The organism is Streptosporangium nondiastaticum, from assembly GCF_003011965.1.
Classification (GTDB): domain Bacteria; phylum Actinomycetota; class Actinomycetes; order Streptomycetales; family Streptomycetaceae; genus Streptomyces; species Streptomyces nondiastaticus.
The window spans coordinates 1-22850 of the sequence record NZ_PXWG01000107.1 but is presented as its reverse complement, the minus strand read 5'-3'; the positions used below and the strand labels follow the sequence as shown (position 1 = coordinate 22850).

Sequence of the window (22850 nt, the reverse complement as noted above, 5' to 3'; positions counted from 1 at the left end):
GCCTCCGGGGAGCGCGGCGGCGGCTTCGGCCCGCCGGAGGGTGACGGCCCACCGGATCCCGGCAGGCCGTCCGGTGACAGCGCGCGGCGGCGCCGCCCCGCCGTGGTGCTCGCGGTCGCCGCGGTCGTGCTCGCGCTGCTGGCCGGCGGCCTGGTGTGGGCCTTCACCCGGGGCGGCGGCGACAGCGGAGGCGGCAGCAGCGGTTCGCCCGCCGCCCCGGACAAGAACGCGGGGGCGGGGCAGGCGGGCAGCTCCTCCGGGAAGGCGCCGGACACCAGCGGTTCCGCCGGCGGTTCCGCGGCCGGGGTGCGGGCCTCCGTCGAGGCGGAGCGCGACGCGTACACGGGCCCCTGCCCGCCGCAGCCCGTGAGCTCGGGCCCCGCGTTCCGGGTGACGTTCACCGTCGACCGCTCCCCCGTCCGTCTCGTCTATCACTGGGTCACCGGCAATGGGCAGGTGGGCGGCGACCAGTCCGTCGATGTCGGGAACAGCAGGACCGTCATGCTGCGGCACTTCGAGACCCCCCGCGAGTCGGGCAAGGACTGGATCGGCGTCGAGGTCACGGATCCTCAGAAGGTCACCTCCAACCATGTGTCGTTCACGGTCACCTGCCGGGACTCCTCGTCCGGCAGGCCGCCGGACAAGCCGTCGTCGCCCGGCCCGGCGTCACCGTCGCGGCCACCGGGCCCGTCGCCCTCCGCTTCGACGGGCCCGACCTACTACGGCTACGGCTATCGCTACGGCTACGGGTCAGGCGGCTGAGGAGAAGACCGGCAGGTAGCCTCCGGCCTGGCCCGCCGCGTTCGGGTGGTAGGAGCTGTCGACCGGGAAGGTCACGCTGTTCAGCCAGGGGCTGCCCGAGCAGAGCTCGTGACCGGTGAAGCCGGCGGCGGCGTCCCCGTAGGAGAAGCCGTGGTCGGCGACCCGTTTGGCGATCACGGAATTGAGCAGGTCCGCGGCGCTGTTGATGGCCGTCCTCTTGGTCTCGCTGAGGCCGGCACAGATGGTGCCGAGTTTGTAGAAGCGCGGATATCCGAGCACGACGACGTGGGCGGCGGGGGCTCTTCCTCTGATGGCGGTATAGACCTTGTCGAGTTCCCCGGGAAGCGTGTTCTGGACATACGTACGGGCCTGATTGATCCGCTCCAGGCACGCGCTGTCACTGCTGAGCACGCAGGTGGACATGGTGTCGGCGAATCCGGCGTCATTCCCTCCGATGCTGAGGGAGACGAGGCCGGTCGAGCTGTTCAGCGGGCCGAGCTGCTTGCTCAGAACATCACCCGTTCGGGCGCCCGAGCAGGCGGTGAAGGCGAAGCTCGCGGGGGCGTGCGCGGCCGCCCAGAGCGCGGGGTAGGACTTGGAGCTGCGCTTGCAGTCCCCGCTGTTCGTGTAGTAGCTCCCGGCCCCCAGACCGGCCGAGTAGGAGTCACCGAGCGCCACATAGCCGGGAGTTGCGGCCTGCGGAGCGGCTTGGGCCGCGCCGGCGCCGGTGAGGGCGAGCGCGGCGGCGAGGGCGAACGCGGAGAGGGAACCCGCGAGGCGGGACAGCTTCATGGAACCTCCTTTACCAGGGTTTCTGCCGTACCCGTGGTAGCAGCAGTCCGTGATTCATGGAAGTGTCCATGACAAAGGTGTGAGCCAATGAACGCTCAATCACCTACAGCCGGGGACAATCTGACGGGTCAACACATTCGTGCAGTATTCACCTGACCGAAAGACTCCGGTTCTGTTCCGATGCAGTAACCGGAGGCTGTTTGCACGGCCTTCACATCTTGACGTCGCTCCGCCGATTGCGCGACATTGAAGCCTCGGCATCCGGCGCTTCGGGGGGCAAAGTCGCCAATGCAGAGCTTCACAGATCCCACTGGTCTCACCAGCCCGTCCGGCACACCCGGCACATCCATTCCTTCCGGCCCGTCCGGCCCGCCCGGAAGCACCGGCTCTTCCGGCCCGCCCGGCCCGGCCGCTACCGCCCGTCACACCGGGCCCGCGGCCGCACCCGACCGGCCGGGGTCCGCGGGCGCGTCAGCGGCCGGGGACTCCCTTCCCGTGGTGGCGGGGGCCGCCACGGCGATCGCGGGGGTCGGCGCCGTGCTGGCCCTCGCCGACATCGGCTCGCCGCTGCGCGCGCCGTTCACCCTCTTCTTCCTGCTCGTCGCGCCGGCCTGCGCCGTGGGGGCGGCGCTGCGCGGCCTCGATCCGCTCAGCAGGTCCGTGGTGGCGGCCGGCGGAGCCGTCGCCGTCGACCTGCTGGTCGCACAGACCATGCTCGCGCTCCACGCCTGGACGGTGCGGGGTGGCGTCGCCGTGATCGCGGCCGTCAGCCTCCTCCTGTTCCTGCTGGCACACGTGCGGCGCCACCGGGGCCGTACGGCGAAAAGTCGGGCTTCCTGACGTGAACATCAGCGTGTACCGGCCCGGCGAGCTCACCGCGGCCGACCGGGCGGCCTGGTCCGCCCTGCAGGACAGGGCGGTGGAGGACGGCTCTCCGCAGCTTGCGAATCCTTTCCTCGCACCCGAGTTCGCCCTCGCGGTCGGCCGGTGCCGGGCCGGGGCGCGGATCGCGGTGGTGCGCGAGGACGGCGAGCCCGCCGGCTTCTTCCCGTACCAGCGCTCCGCCCTCGGGGTGGGCCGGGCGATCGGCCTCGGCGTCTCGGACGCCCAGGGGCTGATCCACCGGCCCGGCTTCCAGTGGGACGCGCGCGAGCTGCTGCACGCCTGCGGGCTGTCGGTGTGGGAGTTCGACCACCTGGTGGAGGGGCAGAAGCCGTTCGAGGCCGGCGCCTCGGGGTCCTACCGGTCGCCCGTGGTCGACGTCGAGCAGGGTTTCGAGCCGTATCTGGCGCTGCTGCGCAAGCAGTCGCCGAAGTTCACCCGCACCACGCTCGCCAAGGAGCGCCGGCTCGGCCGCGACATCGGCGAGGTGCGGTACGTGCACGACGAGCGCGACCCGGAGGCGCTGCGGACCCTGATCTCCTGGAAGTCCGCGCAGTACCGAAGAACGGGGCGCAGCGACCGGTTCGCGCGCCCCTGGATAGCGCGCCTGGTCGAGCAGCTCTTCCACACCAGGACGGAGTCCTTCGCGGGCCTGCTGTCGGTGCTGTACGCCGGGGGGCGGCCGGTCGCGGCCCACTTCGGGCTGCGTTCGCGGCAGGTGCTCTCCTGCTGGTTCCCGTCGTACGACCCGGCGTTTGCCAAGTACTCCCCGGGCCTGGTGCTGCACCTGCGGATGGCGGAGGGGGCGGCGGCCGCGGGGCTGGCCTATCTCGACCTCGGGCGGGGCGAGAAGGAGTACAAGAACTCGCTGAAGACGCGCGAGCTCTGCGTGTCGGAGGGGTGGGTGACGCGCCGGCACCCGGTGGCGCTCGGGCACCGGGCCCGGCGTGCGCCGGTGCGGGCGCTGCGCAACACCGTGCTGTCCCGGCCCGAGCTCTTCGAGCCGGCCGACCGGCTGCTCAAGCGCGTGGGCAGGTTGCGCCAGGGGGACTGACGGCGCACTGCGTCCCACGTGCGCCGTCAACGGCGCAAAGCGTCAACACGACGCCCGAGTTGGGCGCAAAAAACACCCAAAGGAGGAGTCACCGCACCAGCTCTTGCCATACAGTCTCAACCATCAATACCGTCGTACATCCACCCGCATCGGCCCATCATGCAAAGCGGCTCAAGGGGAGGGCAAGCGTCGCGATGGTGCCCGGGGCGGGGCGCGGTGGGGGGTGCCGCGTCCGGCTGATCAGAGTCGCCGAGTCGCGTTAACCGCGCGGCCAGCAACCGTTGCCAGCTCACCCGGTCCATGCGGCGATGTGTGCCGTGCAGGGCGGGGTGAGTACCCCCTTTTCGAACCGGATACGCCACCGGACCGCTCGGGGCGGGCGGTCCACCGGACGAGAGGGACATCCGAGTCATGAGTTCTTTCCTGCGCCCGGCGGCTGATCAGGAGGGCCTGGTCGCCGCCCATTACCGCCCGGTGACGACGCACTTCGCCATAGCGCCACCGGTGAGCGTCGTGATCCCCGCCATGAACGAGGCGGAGAACCTCCCGTACGTCTTCAAGACCCTGCCGGAGTGGATCCACGAGGTCGTCCTGGTCGACGGCAACTCCACGGACGACACCATCGAGGTCGCCCGGGAGCTGTGGCCCGACGTCAAGGTGGTCCAGCAGCTCGGCAAGGGCAAGGGCGACGCCCTGATCACGGGCTTCGCCGCCTGCACGGGCGACATCATCGTGATGGTCGACGCGGACGGCTCGGCCGACGGCAGCGAGATCGTGAGCTATGTGTCCGCCCTCGTCGGCGGTGCGGACTTCGCCAAGGGCTCCCGGTTCGCCAACGGCGGCGGCACGGACGACATGACACCGATCCGCAAGCTCGGCAACCGCGTGCTGTGCTCGATCGTCAACCACAAGTTCGGCGCCCGCTACACCGACCTGTGCTACGGCTACAACGCCTTCTGGAAGCACTGCCTGGACGACATCGCCCTCGACTGCGCCGGCTTCGAGGTCGAGACCCTGATGAACATCAGAGTCGTCAAGGCGGGCCTTCGCGTCCAGGAGATTCCCAGCCACGAATTCGTCCGCATCCACGGCGCCAGCAACCTGCGGGCCGTGCGGGACGGGCTGCGCGTGCTGAAAGTGATCCTGCAGGAGCGCGGCACCCGGCGCCGCCGCCCGCAGCGGCCGGCCATCGCGCCCGCCGCCAACCGTGGGGAAGTGTCTTGACGACCAGTGCTTCCCCCCACGGCGCCGCGGACGGCGCCGGCCCGGCCACCGGGCCATCGGTGTCGGTGGTCATCTGCGTCTACACCGAGGACCGCTGGGACGACATCGTCGCCTCGGTGGCCTCGGTCCGCGAGCAGTCCCGGCCGGCTCTGGAGATCCTGGTGGTCGTGGACCACAATCCGGCCCTGCTGCGGCGGCTCGCCAAGCGGTACGGGGACGACGGCTGCGCCGGGGACGGGGTGCGGGTGCTCGCCAATGCGGGCCCCCGCGGCCTGTCCGCGGGCCGCAACACCGGCATCGCGGCCTCGTCCGGCGAGATCATCGCCTTCCTCGACGACGACGCCGTCGCCGAGCGCGACTGGCTGCGGCACTTCGCCGAGGCCTACGCCGACCCCCGGGTGATGGCCGTGGGCGGCCGCACCCAGCCGGTGTGGGCGTCCCGGAGGCGGCCCGCCTGGTTCCCCGAGGAGCTCGACTGGGCCGTCGGCTGCACGTACCGGGGCCTGCCGCCCGGCAGGGTGCGGGTGCGCAACGTCCTCGGGGGCAACGCCTCCTTCCGCCGGTCGGCCTTCGAGCTGGCCGGCGGCTTCGCCAGCGGCATCGGCCGCGACGGCGACCGGCTGCCGCTGGGCTGCGAGGAGACGGAGCTGTGCATCCGGCTGACCCGGGCCGTGCCCGGGGCGGTCCTGCTGATCGACGACCGGTCGGTCATCCACCACCGGGTGCCCGCGGCCCGCGAGCGCTTCGGCTATCTGTGGACCCGCTCGTACGCCGAGGGCCTGTCCAAGGCCCTGGTGACGCGGAGCGTGGGGGCGCAGAAGGGGCTGGCGTCCGAGCGCCGGTACACCACGCGGGTGCTGCCCGCCGGGGTCGCCCGGGGGCTGCGAGACGCCCTGCTGGGCAGGCCCGGCGGTGCGGGGCGGGCCGGGGCGATCGTGGCCGGGCTGACGGCCGCGACCTGCGGCTATGCGGTGGGCACGCTCCGGGCCCGGCGCAGCGGCGGGCGCTATGCGGTGGCGGCGGCTTCGGAGCCGGCCGGGCCGAGACCGGCAGAGGAGGCGGGCGCATGAGCGCGAGCCGGGTCCCGATACTGATGTATCACGCGGTGGCGCACACCCCCGCGCGCGCCACCTACGGCCTGTCGGTCTCGCCGCACGCGTTCGCGCGGCAGATGCGGCTCCTGGCCGACCGCGGGTTCCACCCGCTGACGACCGAGGAGCTCGCGAAGGCGTGGCGGGCCGGCTCCGGGCTGCCCCGGAAGCCGGTGCTGATCACCTTCGACGACGGCTACGAGGGCGTGCACCGGCACGCCCTGCCCACCTTGGTGGAGCACCGTTTCAGCGCCACGCTCTTCGCCTCGACGGGCTGGCTCCGCGGTGCTCACGAGACCGGGGGCGCGCTCGACCTGATGCTGAGCTGGGGTCAGGTGCGGGAGCTCGCGGCGTCGGGGATGGAGATCGGCGGGCACAGCCACACCCACCCGCAGCTCGACCAACTCCCGGACGATCAGCTGTGGTTCGAGGTGCTGCGGTGCCGCGAGATACTGGCCACGGAGCTGGGGCGGGCGCCGGTCTCCTTCGCCTATCCCTACGGCTATTCCAGCCGGCGGGTGCGGCGCATCGTGCGGGCGGCGGGCTTCGGCATCTCCCTGGCCGTGGGCAACGGCCTGGCCGCCCGCCCCCAGGGGCCGTACGCCCTGGAGCGGGTGACGGTGCGGCGCTCGACGGGGATGGCCGAGTTCGAGCGGCTCGTCGAAGGCCGGGGGGTGGGGCGGATCTTCGCCCGGGACCGGACGCTCACCAAGGGATACGCCCTCTACCGCAGAACCCGACAGGTCGTCAGGAAGGCAAGCGAAACCCGTGTCTGACACGTCCACCCGAACCGAGGAGCGGGAGACGGAGGGGCCGGCCGGCCGCAGGCTGCGGCTGCCGGGGCGGGGCGGCGGAAGCCCGCTGTTCCGCAACGCCTTCGCGCTGATGCTCAACACGGGCATCAGCGCCGTCCTCGGTCTCGGGTACTGGCTGATCGCCGCCCGGTACTACACGGAAGGGGCGGTCGGTCAGGGCTCGGCGGCCATCGCCGCGATGAAGCTCCTCGCGGGGCTCACCGCGGTGACCCTGACCGGGGGGCTGGCGCGATTCATCCCGGTCGCCGGGCGGACGACGGGCAAGCTCGTCTTCCGCACCTACGCGGGCAGCTCCCTGGTCGTCGCGCTCGCGGCGGGCGTCTTCCTGCTCACCCTGGGCTCGTGGGGGCCGTCGTACCGCTTCCTGCACGGCCCCCTCAACGGCCTGGGCTTCATCGCCGCCGTGATCGCCTGGTCGCTGCTCACCCTGCAGGACGGGGTGCTCACCGGCCTGCGCCGGGCGCTGTGGGTGCCCGTGGGCAACACCGTCTTCTCGGCGGTGAAGCTGGCCCTGCTGGTGGGGCTGGCGGCGACGCTGCCCACCTCCGGCGTGTTCGTGTCGTGGGTGGTCTCCATCGCCGTGTCGGTGCTGCCGCTGGGCTGGCTGGTCTTCCGCCGGCTCGTGCCCCGGCACGTCGCGGCCACGGAGGCGACGGCGCGGCCCGCCTCGTACCGCGAGATGGGCCGCTTCCTCGCCGGGGACTACACGGGCTCGCTGTTCTCCCTGGCCGTGGTCTACCTCGTGCCGGTGATCATCGCCTCGCAGGTCAGCTCCGAGGACAACGCGTACTTCTACATCACCACCACCATCGGCGGCACGGTCAACCTGCTCGCGATCAACATGGGCGCGTCGCTGACCGTGGAGGGCTCGCACGACCCCGCGCGGCTCGCGGAGAACTGCCGGGCGGCGCTGCGCCGGATGGCCACGATCATGGTGCCGGTCTGCCTGCTGCTGTTCTTCCTCGCGCCGTACATCCTGGGCGTCTTCGGCCCCGGCTACGCCCACGCGGCCACGCCGCTGCTGCGCTGGTTCGCGGTGGGCGCGGCGCTGCGCGTGGTGATGGAGGTCTATTTCGCGGTGCTGCGGGCGCAGAGCCGGACGGCCGGACTGGCCTATCTCCAGGGGCTGTTGTGCGTGCTGGTGCTGGGGCTGACGCTGGTGCTCCTGCCGCGCATGGGGCTCACGGGCGCGGGGGTGGCCGAGATCAGCAGTCTGGCGGTCATCGTGTCCATCTCGGCGGTCAAGCTCCGCCGGATCCTGCGCGGCGTGCGGCCCGCGCCCGCCGCGTACGCCCCCGATGTCGCCCCGGACGGCGATCTGGCCGACCTGGCGGCGCGCGGCGACCGGCGGGACGCCCCGCGCACCGAGCCGCTCGGCGTCCGGCGCGGGATGCGGCACGGCCTCACCCGCGGCTTAGGGGGTGAGGGCGAGGAGACGCCCGGGGACAGAGACAGCGGGGGCTACGGCACCCGCTGGGCCCTGCGCGCCGCGCTCGACGCGGACACGATGCCGCTGGGCGTGCGGCTGGACTTCGACCACTTGGAGAGGCGCCCTGATCTCCGGCACACCCCGGAGGCAGTCGTCGTGTCCCACTCCCTCTCCCCGGCCGCACCGGGCCCGTCCGTGACGCCGCCCGCGCGAGAGAAGGCCGCCGGCCAGGAGAGGCAGGAGAAGGCCGCCGCTCCCCCGGGCCCGCCGCCGTGGTGGCGCCGCCCGGAGGCGGCGGTCTGGCTGCTGCTGGCGGCGGCCCTCGCGCTGTACTGGACACCGCTGGCGGGCGTCGGCGAGGCCACGCTGGACCGGATGGGCGGGCTCGGCCTGATCTCCGTGCTGCCAGTGGCCACGCTGGCCGGGGCGGCCCTGCTGATCGCCGCGTTCGTGGCGGCCCTGTGCCTGGACGGTCAGCGGCGCCCGCTGCTCACGGCCGTCCTGGTGCTGACGGTGGTGTGCCTGCACGCCCTGCCGGCGGTGCTGGAGGCGCAGCCGCGCTTCGCGACGGCCTGGCAGCACCTGGGCTTCCTGGACTTCATCGACCGCACGGGGGTGGCGGCGCCGGATCTGGACGCCCGCTGGAGCTGGCCGGGGTTCTTCGCCCTGATGGCGTTCGCGGCGAAGGTGGCCGGCGTGAGCGACCTGACGGAGGTGCTGCGCTGGTGGCCGACGGCGATCCAGCTGCTGTGCCTGGCGCCGCTCGCGCTGCTGCTGCGCGCCGTGCGCGCGGGGTGGCGGGCGAAGTGGACGGCGGCCTGGCTGTTCGTGCTGTGCGGCTGGGTCGGGCAGGACTACTTCTCGCCGCAGGCCCTCAACTACTTCTTCTACCTGCTGTTCGCCGCGGTGCTGCTGGTGTGGTTCCGCTGGCCGCGGCAGCTGCGCGGCACGCTGGTCCCGGGCGAGACGGAGCCGCTGCCGGCCGGCCGGCGGGCGCAGGGGGCGCTGCTGGCGGTGGTGATCGCGCTGTTCGCGGCGTCGGTGGCCAGCCACCAGCTGACGCCGTTCGTGATGCTGGGCGTGCTGACCGCGCTGGTCGTCACCGGCCGCTCGACGCTGCGCGGCCTGCCGCTGCTGTGCGGTGTGATGCTGGTGGTGTGGGTGGGCTTCCTGGCGGAGCCGTACTGGTCGGGCCACTTCGACGAGCTGTTCGGCGGTCTGGGGTCCCTGGGCGGCAATGTCTCCTCGTCGGTCTCGGGCCGGATCGAGGGCGGCAGCCCGGTCCACAAGCTGGTGCTCTACACCCGGGTGGTGCTCGCGGGCGGGGTGCTGGCGTTCGCCGCGATCGGCTGGTGGCGCCGGCGCCGCGCCGGAATCGGCGACGTGGCCCTGCTGGTGCTGACCGCCGTGCCGTTCCTGGCCTTCGGCATGCAGTCGTACGGCGGCGAGGTGGCCCTGCGGGTGTTCCTGTTCGCGCTGCCGGGCGCGTGCGTCCTGTCGGCGCTCGCGCTGTTCCCGCGCGCCGCCGAGGGCGCCGGCCGGCCGCTCGTGGCACCGCTGGCGGCGCTGCTGGCGGGCCTGGTCCTGGTCTTCGGCTTCCTGGTGGCCCGCTGGGGGAACGAGCCCTTCGAGCGGGTACGGCCCGGCGAGGTCGCCGCGATGGACTTCGTTTACGCGCACGACAAGCCGACCGTACGGCTGTTGTGGATGAGCAGCGATCCGTCGAAGAACGTCACCCCGGCCATGCCGTGGGGCGCCAAGGACATGGAGCGCGTGCAGTACGACGCGATGCTCGCCCCGCGCGACCCGGCCCGCGTGGACGAGCTGGTCACCGCGCTCCGGAAGGCGGGCCCGAACGCATATCTGATCGTCAACCGCGGCCAGTCGGTGTACCTCCAGCTCGACGCGGGCTATGCGGCCGGCTGGGACGGCCGGGCGCGGAAGGCGCTCGACGGCCGGCCGGAGCTGCGCCGGGCGTTCTGGAACGAGGACGCCGTGCTGTACGAGCTGAAGCAGAAGCCCGCCGGGGAGGCGCCGCAGCCCAGGCCGGGCCCGGCGGGCCCGCGGGTGACGTGGACGCCGGTGTCGGTGGTCGGCGCGCTGGCGGCGGTGGCGCTGCTGGTGCTGCTGACGGCGCGGGAGCTGATGCGGGTGATGGCCCGGCCGGGGGTGCGGCAGCTGCGCCGCCTGCAGGGGTCGTACTGGTTCGCGCTGCCGTTGCTGCTGGTCCTGCTGGTGTCGCTGGTGTACCGCTTCGCGACGATGTCCTAGCCGGTGCCGTGGCCGCCGGGCCGGTTCAGCCGGTCCAGCGGATCTCGTTGGGCGCCAGGTCCATCGGCTGACCGTCGACGTCGACGGTCAGCCGGCGGTCCTGCATGTTGACGACGAGGACGGTGCTGCCCGCGGCGAGGGCGCTGACGGCGTCGCGGTTCTGCCCGGCGACGTCCGGGGCGCGCAGCTCCGCGCCGGGCGGGAAGGCCTTGCCGAAGCGGGTCAGCAGGTCGAGCATGGGCAGGCCGCCCCCGCCGCCCTTCAGTTCGGTGCTGCGCCAGAGGCAGCCGGGGCAGTCGGCGCCGGTCTCCTCGGGGTTCCAGTAGAAGGCGGCGGAGACGCCCGATCTGGCGAGGTGCATCATGGCCGTGGCGTGCACGGCGAGGCGGTGCTGCTCGGTCCAGAGCTTGCGGTCGTCGTTGGCGTCGGCGGGCTCCACGTACCACTCGGACCACCAGACGGGCAGGTTGGTGGTCCTGCGCAGCCAGGTGGTCACGTCGGCGAACTTGGCGGTCGCGGCGAACTCGTCGGGGAAGAGCTTGCTGCCTTCGCGGGTGTAGCTGGCGCCGTCGACCACGAGGAAGTCGGCGCCCTTCTTGTGGGTGTTCCAGTACGTGAGGGCGTCGATCGCCCGCTGGTCGACCGCGCCCCAGGAACCGCGCAGGGAGGAGGCGTTGGAGGAGGAGCCCGGCGGATTGCTGTCCATGCTGATGTACGGGCCGCCGACGACGTTGGCGCTGTTCTGCTTCTTCAGCTCCGTGTAGACGAGGTTGTACAGCTCCGTGTAGCCCTCGTAGTTCCAGCGGCCCTTGCGCTCGTCGTAGAAGCCCTTGAACTCGTTCCAGACGATGAAGTGCCGGATGTCCGGATAGCGCTTGGCGATGACGCCCGCGAGCTTGGCGAAGTCCTCGTAGTGGGCGCGGTCGGGCGCCTTCTCCAGCGACTTCTGCGACCAGTCGGTGCGCTCGCCGCCGCCCTTCATCCAGTCGGGCGCGCAGCACAGGGTGAGCACGGGCGTCGCGTTGGTCTTGCGCATGAAGGCGACGCGCCGGTCGAGGTCGCCGAAGTTGTACGAGCCGGGCCTGGGCTCGGGGTTGTCGACGCCCCAGCCCATGATGTGCTGGTTCTGCGGCATGGGAACGGCGGACAGCAGCCCGGCCGCGGCCCGGCGGGCGGCGTCGTCGCCACGGTCGGCGCTGTACTGGGTGTGGGTGAAGCCCCAGCCGAGCTCCACGGCCGCCGAGCGGTCGCCTCCGGAACCGTCGGGGAGGTCGCCGCCGGTTTCCCGGCTCGTCGCCCACAGGACGAGGAGCGCGGCCAGCGCGAGCGCGCCGGCCACGACCAGCGCGGTGAACCGCCATCGCCCTGCCCGCCGAAACGTCCGAACTGCGCCACGTCGTCCCATCACGGGCAAGCGTATCCGCGGCCGAATCGCCGTGGGCGCGTTCCGGACGAACGGGGGCAGGTGTCGTGGTTCCGGTCGCGGACCCGGCGTGAAGAGGCCCGGGTTCCTCCGGGAATCACGCGAAAACCTGTGTGCGCAAGGGGCCCCGGTGCCGGATCATGGGCCGCATGTGTGCCGACCGCCGACCCAGCGCCAGGAGGCAGGCCCTGCCCACCGACCCGGACCTCACGCCGACCGAGAAGACGCTGCCGATCCGGCTCAACGTGGACGACAGCGACTCGCCGTCCGACGTCATCGACGCCCTCTTCCTGGGCCGGTTCGCCACCGGCGAGCAGCCGTACGCGCACAGCCACTCCGTGGACCGCGTCAAGTCCGGGGCCACCCTGCTCCCGCCGGCGTGCCGCGTGGTGCGCTCCGCGCGGGACGACGACCGCAGCGCGACCCTCGCCGAGGGCGACGGCTGGACGCTGCTCGTCTCCCGCTGGAACCGCGGGGCCGACGTGTCCGTGACGGCCACCACCGACGAGCTGGCCAGGAAGGTGCTCGGCCAGGCCGTCGACGGCGCGGAGGACGAGCCGGAGCCGCAGCCGGAGCACGTGACCATGGGCTTCTGGTACGTCTCGCCGCGGCGCGGCCCGCACCGGACGACCCGGCAGATCTCCGCCGGCACGTGGGAGGAGGTCCGGCCCAACTACACGGCGCGGGTCGCCGACGCCATGGACCGGCTGATGAAGGTCACCCCGGACGACATCGCCGGGCGGCTGCTGCTCCTGCACGGCCCGCCCGGCACCGGCAAGACGTCCGCCCTGCGCACGCTCGCGCGGTCGTGGCGGGACTGGTGCCAGGTGGACTGCGTGCTGGACCCCGAACGGCTGTTCAACGACGTCGGCTATCTGATGGACATCGCCATCGGCGAGGACGACGGCGGCTCCAAGGGCCGCTGGCGGCTGCTGCTCCTGGAGGACTGCGACGAGCTGATCCGCGGCGAGGCCAAGCACACGGCGGGGCAGGCCCTGTCCCGGCTGCTGAACCTCACGGACGGGCTGCTCGGGCAGGGCCGCAACGTCCTCGTGGGCGTCACCACCAACGAGGACCTGGAGCGGCTGCACCCGGCCGTCGTGCGGCCGGGCCGCTGCCTGGCCCGGATCGAGGTCGGCCCGCTGACCCGCGGGGAGGCGGTGGGCTGGCTGGGCTCGGAGGAGGGGATCGGCCGCGAAGGCGCGACGCTCGCGGAGCTGTTCGCCTTGCGGCGTGGCAGCGGGCCGGCGTCGGTGCCGGCGTCTCGCGACGGGGCGGATGCGGGGTTGTATCTGTGACGCCCCCGCCCGTCGCGCCCTGACGGCCCCGCGGCCGGGGCCGGTTCGGCACCGCCGGACCGCCACGTGGTGGCTGAGCACCGCTGCGGCGGAAGAAAATGCCCGCCGCAGCGGCGAGCGACCACGACGTGCGAGTCCGGCGGTGCCGAACCGGCGCGCGGCCTACTCGTACACCGCCCGCAGTGCGTCCTCCGCCGCCGCCCGGGCGGCCTCGTGGTCCAGCCCGAGGCGGTGCACCCGCGCGGCGAAGGCCGCGGCGGCCGCCGCGGCCTCCCGCGCCGCCGTGTCGCCCGGGGCCGCGACGAAGGAGCCGTGGCGGCCCCGGGTCTCGATGACGCCGTCGGCTTCCAGGGCGCGGTACGCCTTGGCGACGGTGTTCGCGGCGAGGCCGAGTTCCTCGGCGAAGCCGCGGACGGTGGGGAGCTTGTAGCCGACGGGGAGCTCGCCGGAGCGGGCGCGCTCGGCGATCCGGGCGCGGATCTGCTCGAAGGGCGGCTCGGCCGCGTCCGGGTCGACGGTGATCTTCAGGGCCACGCTCGGACTCTACAGCGTCTACAGCTCCAGCGCGGTGTCGTGCATGCGCAGCCAGGTGTCCAGGTTGAGGACGAGTTCGGTGGCGGAGCGGAAGGATTCGCCGGCGTCCTCTGCGAGGCAGCCGGCGACGGCCTCGGTGTCGAGCAGGGGGCGTACGGGCGCGTCCTCGTCGGCGAGGACGCGGCGGAGCTCGGCGCGGAGCGCGGCGGCGTAGCGGGGGTCCTGGATGCTGGGGTAGGGGCTCTTGACGCGGTCGGCGACCATCGCGGGCAGCACGTCGCGGGTGGCGGCGCGCAGGAGGGACTTCTCGCGGCCGTCGAAGGTCTTCATGGCCCAGGGGGTGTTGAAGGCGTACTCGACGAGGCGGTGGTCGCAGAAGGGGACGCGGACCTCCAGGCCGACGGCCATGCTGGCGCGGTCCTTGCGGTCGAGGAGGAGCTGCACGAAGCGGGTGAGGTGGAGGTGGCTGATCTCGCGCATGCGCCGTTCGAGGCCGGTCTCGCCGGGCAGGCGGGGCACTTCGGCGAGCGCGTCGTGGTAGCGGGCGTCCTGGTAGCCGGCGAGGTCGAGCTTGGCGAGGAGGCCGCGGTCGAGGAGGGCGGAGCGGCCTCCGCTGTGTTCGCCGGCGAAGCGGTCGGCGGCGCCGGCGGCGGCCCAGGGGAAGGTGGCGGCGTGCACGTGCTCGGGGTCGTGGAACCAGCGGTAGCCGCCGAAGACCTCGTCGGCGGACTCGCCGGAGAGGGCGACGGTGGACTGTGCGCGGATGGCCTTGAACAGCAGGTAGAGGGAGACGTCGCCGTCGCCGAAACCGCTGATGGGCATGTCGCGTGCGGTGAGGACGGCGTCGCGGTTGGCCTTGGCCATCAGGTCGGCGGCGTCGAGGACGATGTCGGAGTGGTCGGAGGCGACGTGGGCGGCGAGGGCGTGGGCGTAGGGGCCGTCGGGGGTGGGCCGCATGGGGTCGGGCCGGAAGTTCTCGGTGTGACCGGTGAAGTCGACCGAGAACGAGCGGACCGGTCCGCCGCCGGCGGCGTCGAGGCCCTTGGCGGCGAGGGCGGTGATGACGGAGGAGTCGAGGCCGCCGGAGAGCAGGGTGCACAGGGGGACGTCGGCGATGAGCTGGCGGCCGACGATGTCGTCGAGCAGGTCGCGGACGTGGCGGACGGTGGTGCCGAGGTCGTCGGTGTGCTCGCGGGCTTCGAGGGCCCAGTAGCGGCGGAGGGTGAGCCCTCCGCGGCGTATGCGGGCGGTGTGGCCGGGGGGCAGTTCGTACATGCCCTTGTAGGCGGCGTGGCCGGGGGTCTTGGTGAAGGCGACGAGTTCGGCGAGGCCTTCCGCGTCGACGGCGGGGCGCACGGCCGGGTGGGCGAGGATCGCCTTGGGCTCGGAGCCGAAGAGGACGCCGCCGGGCAGGGGGAAGTAGTAGAGGGGCTTGATGCCCATGCGGTCGCGGACGAGGAGGAGTTCCTCGGCGCGCGGGTCCCACAGGGCGAAGGCGTACATGCCGTTGAGGCGCTCGGTGAAGTCCTCGCCCCACTGGAGGTAGGCGTGGAGGACGACTTCGGTGTCGCTCCGCGTGCGGAAGGCGTGGCCGTGACTTTCGAGTTCGGCGCGCAGCTCGCGGTAGTTGTAGACCTCGCCGCTGTAGGTGGTGACGAGCAGGGTGCGGCCGTCGCGCTCGACGGCCATGGGCTGGGCGCCGCCCTCGATGTCGATGACGGCGAGGCGCCGGTGGCCGAGGGCGGCGTGGGGGCCGGACCAGGTGCCGCCGGCGTCGGGTCCGCGGCAGGCCATGGTCCGCGTCATCGCGTCGAGCGTGCCGCGCGCGGCGGGGGTGGTGAGGTCGTCGGCGTAGGAGATCCATCCGGTGATCCCGCACATCGTTGCGGTCTCCCCTTTCGGTAGGCCGGTCCCGGGTTTCCGGGCGTGGCTGATCCCCCGTGGGGTGCGGGCCCCGCCTCGGGGGCGGCGGGGACCGCACGGATCACCGTACGCCCATTTAGATGCATAGACCATCCATGTGGCGGTGAAACGCCGGGAAAGCAGTGCGGAACCGGCCAACTCCCGTGCTCAGGACTCTCACGGGACATTCCCGGGATGTGCCCGGCACGTGCCGGGACCCGCTCAGGACAGGAAGTGGAACGTGGGCGCCGGATGCATCAGGAAGTCGTGGTGCGAGATGTTCCAGGCGTACGCGCCCGCCATCGCGAAGGCGATCCGGTCCCCCGCCCGCAGCTCGGCCACCGGGACCGCCCGCGCGAGGACGTCCTTCGGCGTGCACAGCTGCCCGCTGAGGGTCACCGGCTCGTCCAGCGCGGCCGGGCGCGGCCAGGGGCGCTCCCACGCGTCGGTGGGCAGCACGGCGAAGGGCTGGTCGTGGCCCTTGGCGGCGGGGGTGCGCAGGTGGTGGGTGCCGCCGCGCACGACGGCGAACGCCTCGCCGTGGCTGTGCTTGACGTCGAGGACCTCGGTGACGTACCAGCCGGAGTGGGCGGTCAGGGCGCGGCCGGGTTCGACGCGCAGCCGGAGGCCGGGGTGTTCGGCGGCGAGCCGGGCGAGGCCGGCCCCGTAGGCGGTCCAGTCGAAGCGGGCGTGCGGGCGCGCGTAGTCGACGGCCATGCCGCCGCCCACGTTGACCTCGTCCAGGCCGAGGCCGTGCCGTTCGCCGAGGGCGCGCGCCCAGGCGGTGACGCGGGCGGCGACGGCGAGGAGGGCGGGGGCGCCGAGGCCGCTGGCGAGGTGGGCATGGATGCCGCGCAGCCGCAGCCGGGTGCCGCGCAGCAGGGGCAGGCACGCCTCGGCGCGGCGCGGGTCGAGGCCGAAGGGGCTGGGGCGGCCGCCCATCGCGAGGGCGGCGCCGCCGAGTTCCCCGTCGCCGGCGGGCAGGTTGACGCGCAGCAGGATGTCGACGGGCGCTTCTCCGGGGCGTTCGGCGGCGAGGGCGGCGAGCAGGCGCAGTTCGTTCTCGCTCTCGACGTGGATGCGCTCGGCGCCGAGGCGGAGGGCGAGGCGCAGTTCGGGTTCGGTCTTGCCGGGTCCGCCGAAGGCGAGCGGCAGGCCGGGGACGGCCTTGCGGACGTGGGCGAGTTCGCCGCCGGAGGAGACCTCGTAGCCGCTGACGTGGGGGGCGAGGGCCCGGAGGACTTCGGGGGCGGGGTTGGCCTTGGCCGCGTAGTACAGCTCGGTCTCCGGCGGCAGGGCCGCGCGGACCTCCGCGGCGTCGCCGGCCAGGGCCGTGAGGTCGTGGACGTAGGCGGGCAGGTCGCCGCCGGGCAGGGCCGTGGCGTGGCCGGCGACGCGGGGAGGGATCACGGGGCGGGGCTCCAGGTGACAGGGCGGGCGGCCGTGGTGAGGCCGGCGGTGGACAGCAGGTCGGGCGCCAGCGGCGAGGCGATGCGCACGTAGCCGGCGTCGCGGTCGGCCTTGCGCTCCCAGCGGGTGAGGAGGTTGGCCTTGGCGGGCAGCGGGACGCCGGCGACGAGCGCTCTGAGCAGCGGGGGGTTGCCGTGGGCGGCGGCGCGGTCGGCGAAGGCGCGGCGCACGGCGTACCAGAGCTCGGGTTCGAGGTGGGGGTGGCGGTCGGCGAGGGCGGCGAGGACCTCGGCGATGTGGTTGACGACGAGGCAGTAGACGACGCGGTCCCAGCCGCGTGCGCGGTCGTACGTCATGGGCCGGGCGACGTCCGCGGGGAGGGCGGCGAGGGCGGCGGCGTGGTGGCCGGGCAGCAGCTTGGTGCCTTCGAGGTCGCGGAAGAGGACCTGCCGGGGCGTGCCGTCGGCGCCGACGCCGAGGACGACGTTCTGCAGGTGGGGTTCGAGGACGACGCCGTGGTCGAAGTAGGCGGCGAGCACGGGCGGGACGAGCAGCCCGAGGTAGGCGTGCCACCAGGCGAGGGCCTCGGCGGGGCCGGTGCCGTGCAGGAGGCTGCCGAGGTGGGCGCCGCCGGTGGGGTACTCGTCGGCGACGGCGGCGGCGAGGAGGCCGGTGACGCCGGGGGCGAGGCGGGCGCCGAGGCCCTCGCGGACGATGACGCCGAAGCCCTCGGTGAGGTCGCGGCTGCCCAGGTCCAGGGTGCGGTAGGCGGGTTCGCGCAGCAGGCCGGTGCCGGGGAAGCGGGTCTCCAGATCGGTGGCGGCGGCTTCGAGGAGGCGGGTGAGGGCGACGGCGCCGGCCAGCTCGTACTCGGCGTTCTTGCGCAGGCAGTTGGTGATGCGGACGTTGAGGCTGAACTTGAGGAAGTCGCGGCCGTCGTAGAGGGTCCGCACGGACGCGGTCGGCGCGAAGGGGGCGCCGCCGGGGCCGAGGTCGAGGACATCGCGGCGGGCGATCGCGGCGCGCAGCACCGGGTGGTCGCGCAGCATCGCGTACTGCCAGGGGTGGGCGGGCAGCAGCACGTAGCCCTCGGGGACGGGCCGCTGCCGGTCGAGGGCGGCGAGGGCCCCGGGGGCCGCGGTCTCCTGCCGCACGCGCTCGCGCCGCACGGCCAGGTGGTGCAGCGGGAAGCGGGCGCGGGCCTCGGGGGCGTAGCGGGTCCAGTCGGCGGCGGCGCCGGTGCGGGCCTTGGGGGTGGGGTGGAAGCGGTGGCCGAAGAGGAGCGACTGCTCGGAGTCCATGTACGGGTCGGGGCCCGCCGCGCCGCGCGGGGCGTCGAGGGCCGCCGTGACGCCGGCGTGGCCGGCGGCCACCTGGCCGAGGAACTCCTCGTTGCGGACGCCGGTGCGCAGCTCCAGCTCGCGGTGGATGTGCTCGGCGAGCTCCTGCCAGGTCAGCTCGGTCCAGGCGCCGTCGCGCTCGGTGCGGACGGGGCCGGTGAAGCGGTGCGCGCCGATGAGGGAGGCGCGCCGCAGCCCGACGCGGAGGAGGACGCCGCAGCGGGGCAGGCGCAGCAGCAGGTGGCCGTCGGCGACGGCGGTCTGGTGCTCGGGCCCGGAGACCTCGCGGAGCAGGCAGTTGAGCAGCGTGTGGGCGACCACGTGGTCGGCGGTGGCCACGCCGGGGAGGGCGGCGGGGGGTGCGGAGGACATTCAGCGGCTCCAGCGGGTGCGGAGGAGTGTGGTGGTGCTGACGACGGCCGTCAGGGCTGCGACGGCGGATCCTGCGGCGACGGGCGCGGCCGGGCCCCAGAGGCCGGTTGCGGCGGCGGCTGCCGCTCCGGCGACGACGGCTCCGGCCTTGGATATGAACTCCAGGGAGCCGAAGAGGCGGCCGGGCCCGCGGCCGCGGCTGGCCTCGGCCGCGAGTGCGGACAGGCTGACCAGGCCCAGCGTCATGCCGGCGCCGAGGAGCAGCCGCAGCGCCACGAACGAGGCGACGGTGGAGGCTCCCCAGTGCCCGGCGAGGGCGGCGGCCACGCAGGCGAAGCCGGTGACGGCGCCGAGGTACGGGCGGTGGGCGACGGCGGCGTGGACGGGCTTGGCGAGCAGCAGGTAGCAGGCGTGCGGGAGGGCGAAGAGGGCGCCGCCGGCGGACGGGCCGAGGCCCGGCAGCCGCTCGCCGACCAGGGTGAGCAGGTAGGGGTAGGAGATGACGGTGGCGAGGACGAAGGCGAACTCGAGGGCGTAGAGGGTGCGCAGGGGGCCGGGCGGCGGGGCCTCGGCGGGCGCCGCGGCGGCCTCGGGTTCCGCCGTGTGCGGCGGTTCGGGGAGGGCGGCCAGCATCAGGGCGGCGGCCAGGGGCAGGACGGCGAGGAGCGCGTACTGGCGGTGCGGGGAGAGCCAGGGCGTGAGGCCGCCGACGAGGACCGGCGCGGCGACGAGCGCGAGGCGGGCGCTGCCCTGCATCAGGGTGAGCGCCCAGGAGAGGCGGCGGCCGTCGAGGGCCGCGGCGAGGTAGCCGTTGGAGGCGGCGAAGGTGCCGCCGAGGACGCCCTGGAGGACGAGGGCGGCGGTGAAGGCGGGCAGGCTGTCGGCGAGGCCGGCGAGCAGGAAGGACAGGGCGAGGCCGAGCTGGGCGCGCAGCAGGAGGCGCTTGCGGCCGAAGCGGTCGGCGAGCCGGCCCCACAGGGGTGCGCCGAGAGCGCCGAAGACGGTGGGGACGACGTAGAGCAGGCCGGCCCAGCGAGCGCCGCGGTGGCCGAGGGCGGGCAGGATCTCGGTGAGGTAGGGGGGCAGGCCGAGGGCGGCGAACGAGGCGACGAAGTAGCAGGCGGCGACGGCGTGGACCTGGCGGTTGCGCAGCACGGGCCGGTCCTCGCGGGTGCGGCCGTCGTGGAGCAGGGCCGTCATCGCCGGGCGTCCCGCAGGTAGTTGGGGCCTTGGACGTAGTGCTTGTTGATGTCGGCCGCGCCGGAGCGCTCCTTGGTGAGCAGGGTGCCGGCGGTGACCATGGCCTTGACCGGCAGCCGGTCGGCGTCGAGGACGCGGGCGCGCAGGACGGCGGCGGCTCCGGGCGAGGTGGCGGCGACGCGCTCGACGGCCTCGGCGAGCCGGTCGCGCAGGCGGGCGAGGAGCCCGCCGAGGTCGCCGCGGCCGAGCCGGGCGAGCTCGAAGACGGGGGCGGCGGCGCACAGGTGGACGGTGATGGTGGCGAAGACGTCGGCCACGGGGCCGTCGCCGGCGACGAGGATGCGCCGGTCGTCGAAGCCGAGGAGGTCGGCGGCCGACCCGCCGAGCCGGGCGGCGAGGCGCACGGCGTACACGCGCGGGCCGTCGTTGTCCTTCAGCAGCAGCCGCATCCGGGGCTTCCCGCCGGGGGCGTCCAGGACGAGGGAGGTGTTCTGCTGGTGGGATTCGAGGGCGATGCCGTACGAGAAGAGGGTGGTGTGCCAGTCCAGGAGGAGGGTCAGGTAGGCGTCGAGGAGGGCGGCGAGCGAGCCGCCGTAGTAGCGGTCGGCGAGTTCGTCGGCGACGAGGGCTCCGCCGGGGGTGCGGGCGAGCAGCGCGGCGACGGGCAGGACGTGGGCGTCCTGCAGGCCGGCCGGGTAGCGGCGGGCGAGGACGGCGAGGAGTTCGTGGTCGGACTGCAGGTGGGCGCGTTCGTCGGCGAGGAGGATCCGGCCGGCGAAGCGCGGCTCGTGGGCGATGACCTCGTCGAGGAGGCGCTGGCCCACCTCGCCGTCGAGGAGGGTGCCGGGCTTGATGGTGCGCCGGTTGCGCAGGCCCAGGGTGGCGGTGGCCAGGGGCAGTTTGAGGTGGGTGGCGGGGTCGGCGGCGACGGCCACCGTGCGGGTGGAGAGCGTGGGCAGCACCTCCAGCCAGGGCTTCTCGGCGTAGTGGGCGGTGCCGCTCAGGCCGGCCGCGCGCAGGGCCGCGGCGAGGGGGCCGGCCACGGTGAGCGGGTGGACGGGCAGGGCGGTGTGGGTGGCGTCGAGGCCGCGCAGGCCGAGGGCGGCCGGGGCGGGCCACCAGGCGGGCAGGCGGGTCCGGTCGCCGCGCACGGCGCCGTGCGGGAGGGCGAGCCAGTGCAGGGCGAAGGACGGGTGGAACTCGGGTGCGTACGCGCGTATTTCGTCCTCGCTGAGGCCGGCGCGGGAGCGGCCGGTCGGGTAGACGGGGTGGTCGCGGTAGGCGGCGAGGGTGTCGTAGGCGAGGGAGCCGCCCAGGCCCGTCCAGCCGCCGGTGTGCCGGCCGTAGGTGTCCGTCAGGTGTGCGGTGACGCCGTCGCGGACGCGGTCGTGCAGGCGGGCCGCGGCCAGCGCCTCCTCGCACTCGGCGACGAAGGCGTCGTAGCCGGGCCGGTCCTCGGCGGGCACCGCGGCGCGCAGCCGGGTGAGGACGGGGCGCAGCCCGGTGAGGGTGCCGGCGGCCGTCTCGACGAGGGGTTCGCGCGCCTGGATCTCGCACTGGAAGCCTTCGGGGGCCACGGGCAGCAGGACGGTCTCGCCGGCGGTGCGCAGGTGGAGCCAGTCGCCGTCGGGGCGGTGCTCGGTGAGGGCGCGGCCGCGCAGGCCGTAGGCGTCCTCGCGGAGCAGGGTGCTCAGGACGCGCTGCAGGAGGTCGTCCTCTACCACATCCGTACTGGTCAGGCTCATGACACGATCTCCCAGCGCTGTGCGGCCAGGAAGGCCTCGACCGCCTGGTCGATCCGGCCCTGGTCGGTGCCGGTCGCCCTGATGACGCCGACGTAGTCGCGGTTGGTGCCGTGGAGCGGGTGCGCCTCGCCGGGGGCGCGCAGCGGCCGGTAGACCAGCCGTACGCCGTCACGCTCGATGTCGCTCGCCGGGGGCGCTTTTTCGAGCGTCCCCCCGCGATCCGCGCAGACGTACTCCACGCGCAGCCGGCCGCCGGACCGGGCGCCGAGGTCCGCCGGCAGCGGCTCCCCCAGGTGGGTGCGGAGGACGTGCTCGAAGAGGGGGACGCCGAGGACGTCGGCGAGGGCGATGTCGCACTGGTCGCCTATGGCGCGGTAGTTGACCTCGATGAGGCGGGCGCGGTCGCCCTGGGTCACGTACTCGGTGTGGCAGGCGCCGAAGCCGACGCCGAGGGCGCGCAGCTGGGCGAGCACCTGTTCTGTGTGCGGCTGCGGGGGTTCCGGCAGCAGGTCGAGGCGCTCCTCGATGAAGTGCGGCGGCGGGGACAGCCGGGTGCGGAACGAGCCGAGGACGTGCAGGGTGCTGCCGTCGCCGAGGGTCTCCAGGGTGTGCAGCTCGCCCTCCAGGTACTCCTCGACGACGAGGGAGGCGCCGGGCCTGCGGGCGCGGATGGCGTGGCAGTGCCGGACGAGGGCGGCGGCGTCCTCGGCGAGGGTGACGTCCTCGCTGGCCACGCCCTCGCGCGGCTTGACGACGCAGGGGTAGGGCAGGTCCGCTTCCTTGAGCCGCCCGGGGAGGTCCTCCGGCTCGTCGACGGGGCTGAGTTCGACGGAGCGGACGGGGTCGGCGCCGGCGTCGGCGCCGGCCTCGGCCAGGCGGCGGCGCAGCAGGGCCTTGTTCTTGGTGTCGAGGGCGGCGCGCCAGTCCTTGCCCGGCAGGCCGAAGTAGGCGGCGGCCAGGGCGGCCTGGGGCTGGAGGTGGTCGCTGTTGGTGAGGACGGCGTCGGGGCGGGCCGCCGGGCCGAGCGCGGAGATGCGGGCGACGACTTCGCGGAAGTCGGTGACGTCGCAGCCGAGGACGGAGAGTTCAGGCAGTCTGCCGCCGTCGGCGACGCTCCGTTCGCAGGCGCGGCGGTGCGCCACGGGCTGGTCGGTGAGGAGGGTGACGTCGAGTCCGAGGCGGGCGGCCGCGGGCAGGAAGCCGAGGGTGACGGAGTCGGTCGGGTTCAGGGCGAGGAGATGGAGCCGCACGGGAGTGCCTTTCGGCAGGCTGCGGGGGACGGTGGCGCGTGGGGGGGTACGCGGGG

Annotated in this window: 16 protein-coding genes and 1 pseudogene; 8 read left to right on the top strand and 9 right to left on the bottom strand. The window is 74.0% G+C overall.

Annotated features, from left to right (window positions below; translation table 11 throughout):
• Positions 1 to 762, top strand: a pseudogene (locus tag B7P34_RS37675) (hypothetical protein); the annotation flags it as partial.
• On the opposite strand, the gene B7P34_RS26880 reads toward B7P34_RS37675, so the two are convergent.
• On the bottom strand, positions 751 to 1554 hold the full coding sequence (locus B7P34_RS26880; RefSeq protein ID WP_106680657.1) for an SGNH/GDSL hydrolase family protein: 804 nt from the start codon (positions 1552 to 1554) through the stop codon (positions 751 to 753). The pseudogene B7P34_RS37675 and the gene B7P34_RS26880 sit on opposite strands and share 12 nt — an antisense overlap.
• A gap of 495 nt (positions 1555 to 2049) precedes the next feature.
• Here B7P34_RS26880 and B7P34_RS26875 point away from each other — a divergent pair, with 495 nt between their 5' ends.
• From B7P34_RS26875 to B7P34_RS26850, 6 genes are all read left to right on the top strand, one after another.
• Entirely contained in the window at positions 2050 to 2394 is a 345-nt protein-coding gene (locus B7P34_RS26875; RefSeq protein WP_106680655.1) for a hypothetical protein, read from the top strand.
• 1 nt (position 2395) lies between these two features.
• A complete protein-coding gene (locus B7P34_RS26870) occupies positions 2396 to 3490 on the top strand; it encodes a GNAT family N-acetyltransferase (RefSeq protein WP_106680654.1) in 1095 nt (364 codons plus the stop codon).
• 411 nt (positions 3491 to 3901) lie between these two features.
• Positions 3902 to 4714: a glycosyltransferase family 2 protein gene (locus B7P34_RS26865; RefSeq protein WP_106680652.1), complete on the top strand. Its 813-nt coding sequence runs from the start codon at positions 3902 to 3904 to the stop codon at positions 4712 to 4714.
• Entirely contained in the window at positions 4711 to 5784 is a 1074-nt protein-coding gene (locus B7P34_RS26860) for a glycosyltransferase family 2 protein (protein WP_106680651.1), read from the top strand. Before B7P34_RS26865 ends, B7P34_RS26860 begins: the two co-directional genes overlap by 4 nt.
• Complete coding sequence (locus tag B7P34_RS26855; RefSeq protein ID WP_106680649.1) at positions 5781 to 6581, top strand: polysaccharide deacetylase family protein; 801 nt, start codon at positions 5781 to 5783, stop codon at positions 6579 to 6581. The genes B7P34_RS26860 and B7P34_RS26855 overlap by 4 nt, the downstream gene beginning before the upstream one ends.
• A complete protein-coding gene (locus B7P34_RS26850; RefSeq protein ID WP_106680648.1) occupies positions 6574 to 10320 on the top strand; it encodes a lipopolysaccharide biosynthesis protein in 3747 nt (1248 codons plus the stop codon). Before B7P34_RS26855 ends, B7P34_RS26850 begins: the two co-directional genes overlap by 8 nt.
• A gap of 25 nt (positions 10321 to 10345) precedes the next feature.
• Here B7P34_RS26850 and B7P34_RS26845 read toward each other — a convergent pair whose 3' ends face one another.
• Positions 10346 to 11659 (bottom strand): xylan 1,4-beta-xylosidase, encoded by a 1314-nt coding sequence (locus B7P34_RS26845; RefSeq protein WP_223268273.1) that lies wholly within the window; start codon positions 11657 to 11659, stop codon positions 10346 to 10348.
• A gap of 233 nt (positions 11660 to 11892) precedes the next feature.
• Between B7P34_RS26845 and B7P34_RS26840 the strand changes: the two genes are divergently transcribed.
• Entirely contained in the window at positions 11893 to 13041 is a 1149-nt protein-coding gene (locus B7P34_RS26840) for a DUF5925 domain-containing protein (RefSeq protein ID WP_106680660.1), read from the top strand.
• A gap of 162 nt (positions 13042 to 13203) precedes the next feature.
• Here the strand turns inward: B7P34_RS26840 and B7P34_RS26835 are convergent, their stop codons facing one another.
• The 7 genes from B7P34_RS26835 to B7P34_RS26805 all read right to left on the bottom strand — a co-directional run bounded on the left by B7P34_RS26835 (position 13204) and on the right by B7P34_RS26805 (position 22794).
• On the bottom strand, positions 13204 to 13575 hold the full coding sequence (locus B7P34_RS26835; protein WP_106680645.1) for a GntR family transcriptional regulator: 372 nt from the start codon (positions 13573 to 13575) through the stop codon (positions 13204 to 13206).
• Positions 13576 to 13593: 18 nt separating this feature from the next.
• Positions 13594 to 15456 carry an asparagine synthase (glutamine-hydrolyzing) gene (asnB, locus tag B7P34_RS26830; protein WP_106680643.1) on the bottom strand — a complete coding sequence of 621 codons (1863 nt, stop codon included), beginning with the start codon at positions 15454 to 15456 and terminating at the stop codon, positions 13594 to 13596.
• Between the two features lie 243 nt (positions 15457 to 15699).
• On the bottom strand, positions 15700 to 16887 hold the full coding sequence (locus B7P34_RS26825) for a type III PLP-dependent enzyme (protein ID WP_189383071.1): 1188 nt from the start codon (positions 16885 to 16887) through the stop codon (positions 15700 to 15702).
• Positions 16884 to 18599, bottom strand: a complete 1716-nt coding sequence (locus B7P34_RS39480) for an IucA/IucC family protein (RefSeq protein WP_106680641.1) — start codon at positions 18597 to 18599, stop codon at positions 16884 to 16886. Before B7P34_RS39480 ends, B7P34_RS26825 begins: the two co-directional genes overlap by 4 nt.
• Positions 18600 to 19799 carry an MFS transporter gene (locus B7P34_RS39475; protein WP_106680640.1) on the bottom strand — a complete coding sequence of 400 codons (1200 nt, stop codon included), beginning with the start codon at positions 19797 to 19799 and terminating at the stop codon, positions 18600 to 18602.
• A complete protein-coding gene (locus tag B7P34_RS26810; RefSeq protein ID WP_106680638.1) occupies positions 19796 to 21544 on the bottom strand; it encodes an IucA/IucC family protein in 1749 nt (582 codons plus the stop codon). The genes B7P34_RS39475 and B7P34_RS26810 overlap by 4 nt, the downstream gene beginning before the upstream one ends.
• The gene (locus B7P34_RS26805; RefSeq protein WP_106680636.1) at positions 21541 to 22794 is read right to left on the bottom strand and encodes an ATP-grasp domain-containing protein; all 1254 of its coding nucleotides are present in this window, start codon (positions 22792 to 22794) and stop codon (positions 21541 to 21543) included. The genes B7P34_RS26810 and B7P34_RS26805 overlap by 4 nt, the downstream gene beginning before the upstream one ends.
• Between the last annotated feature and the right edge of the window lie 56 nt (positions 22795 to 22850).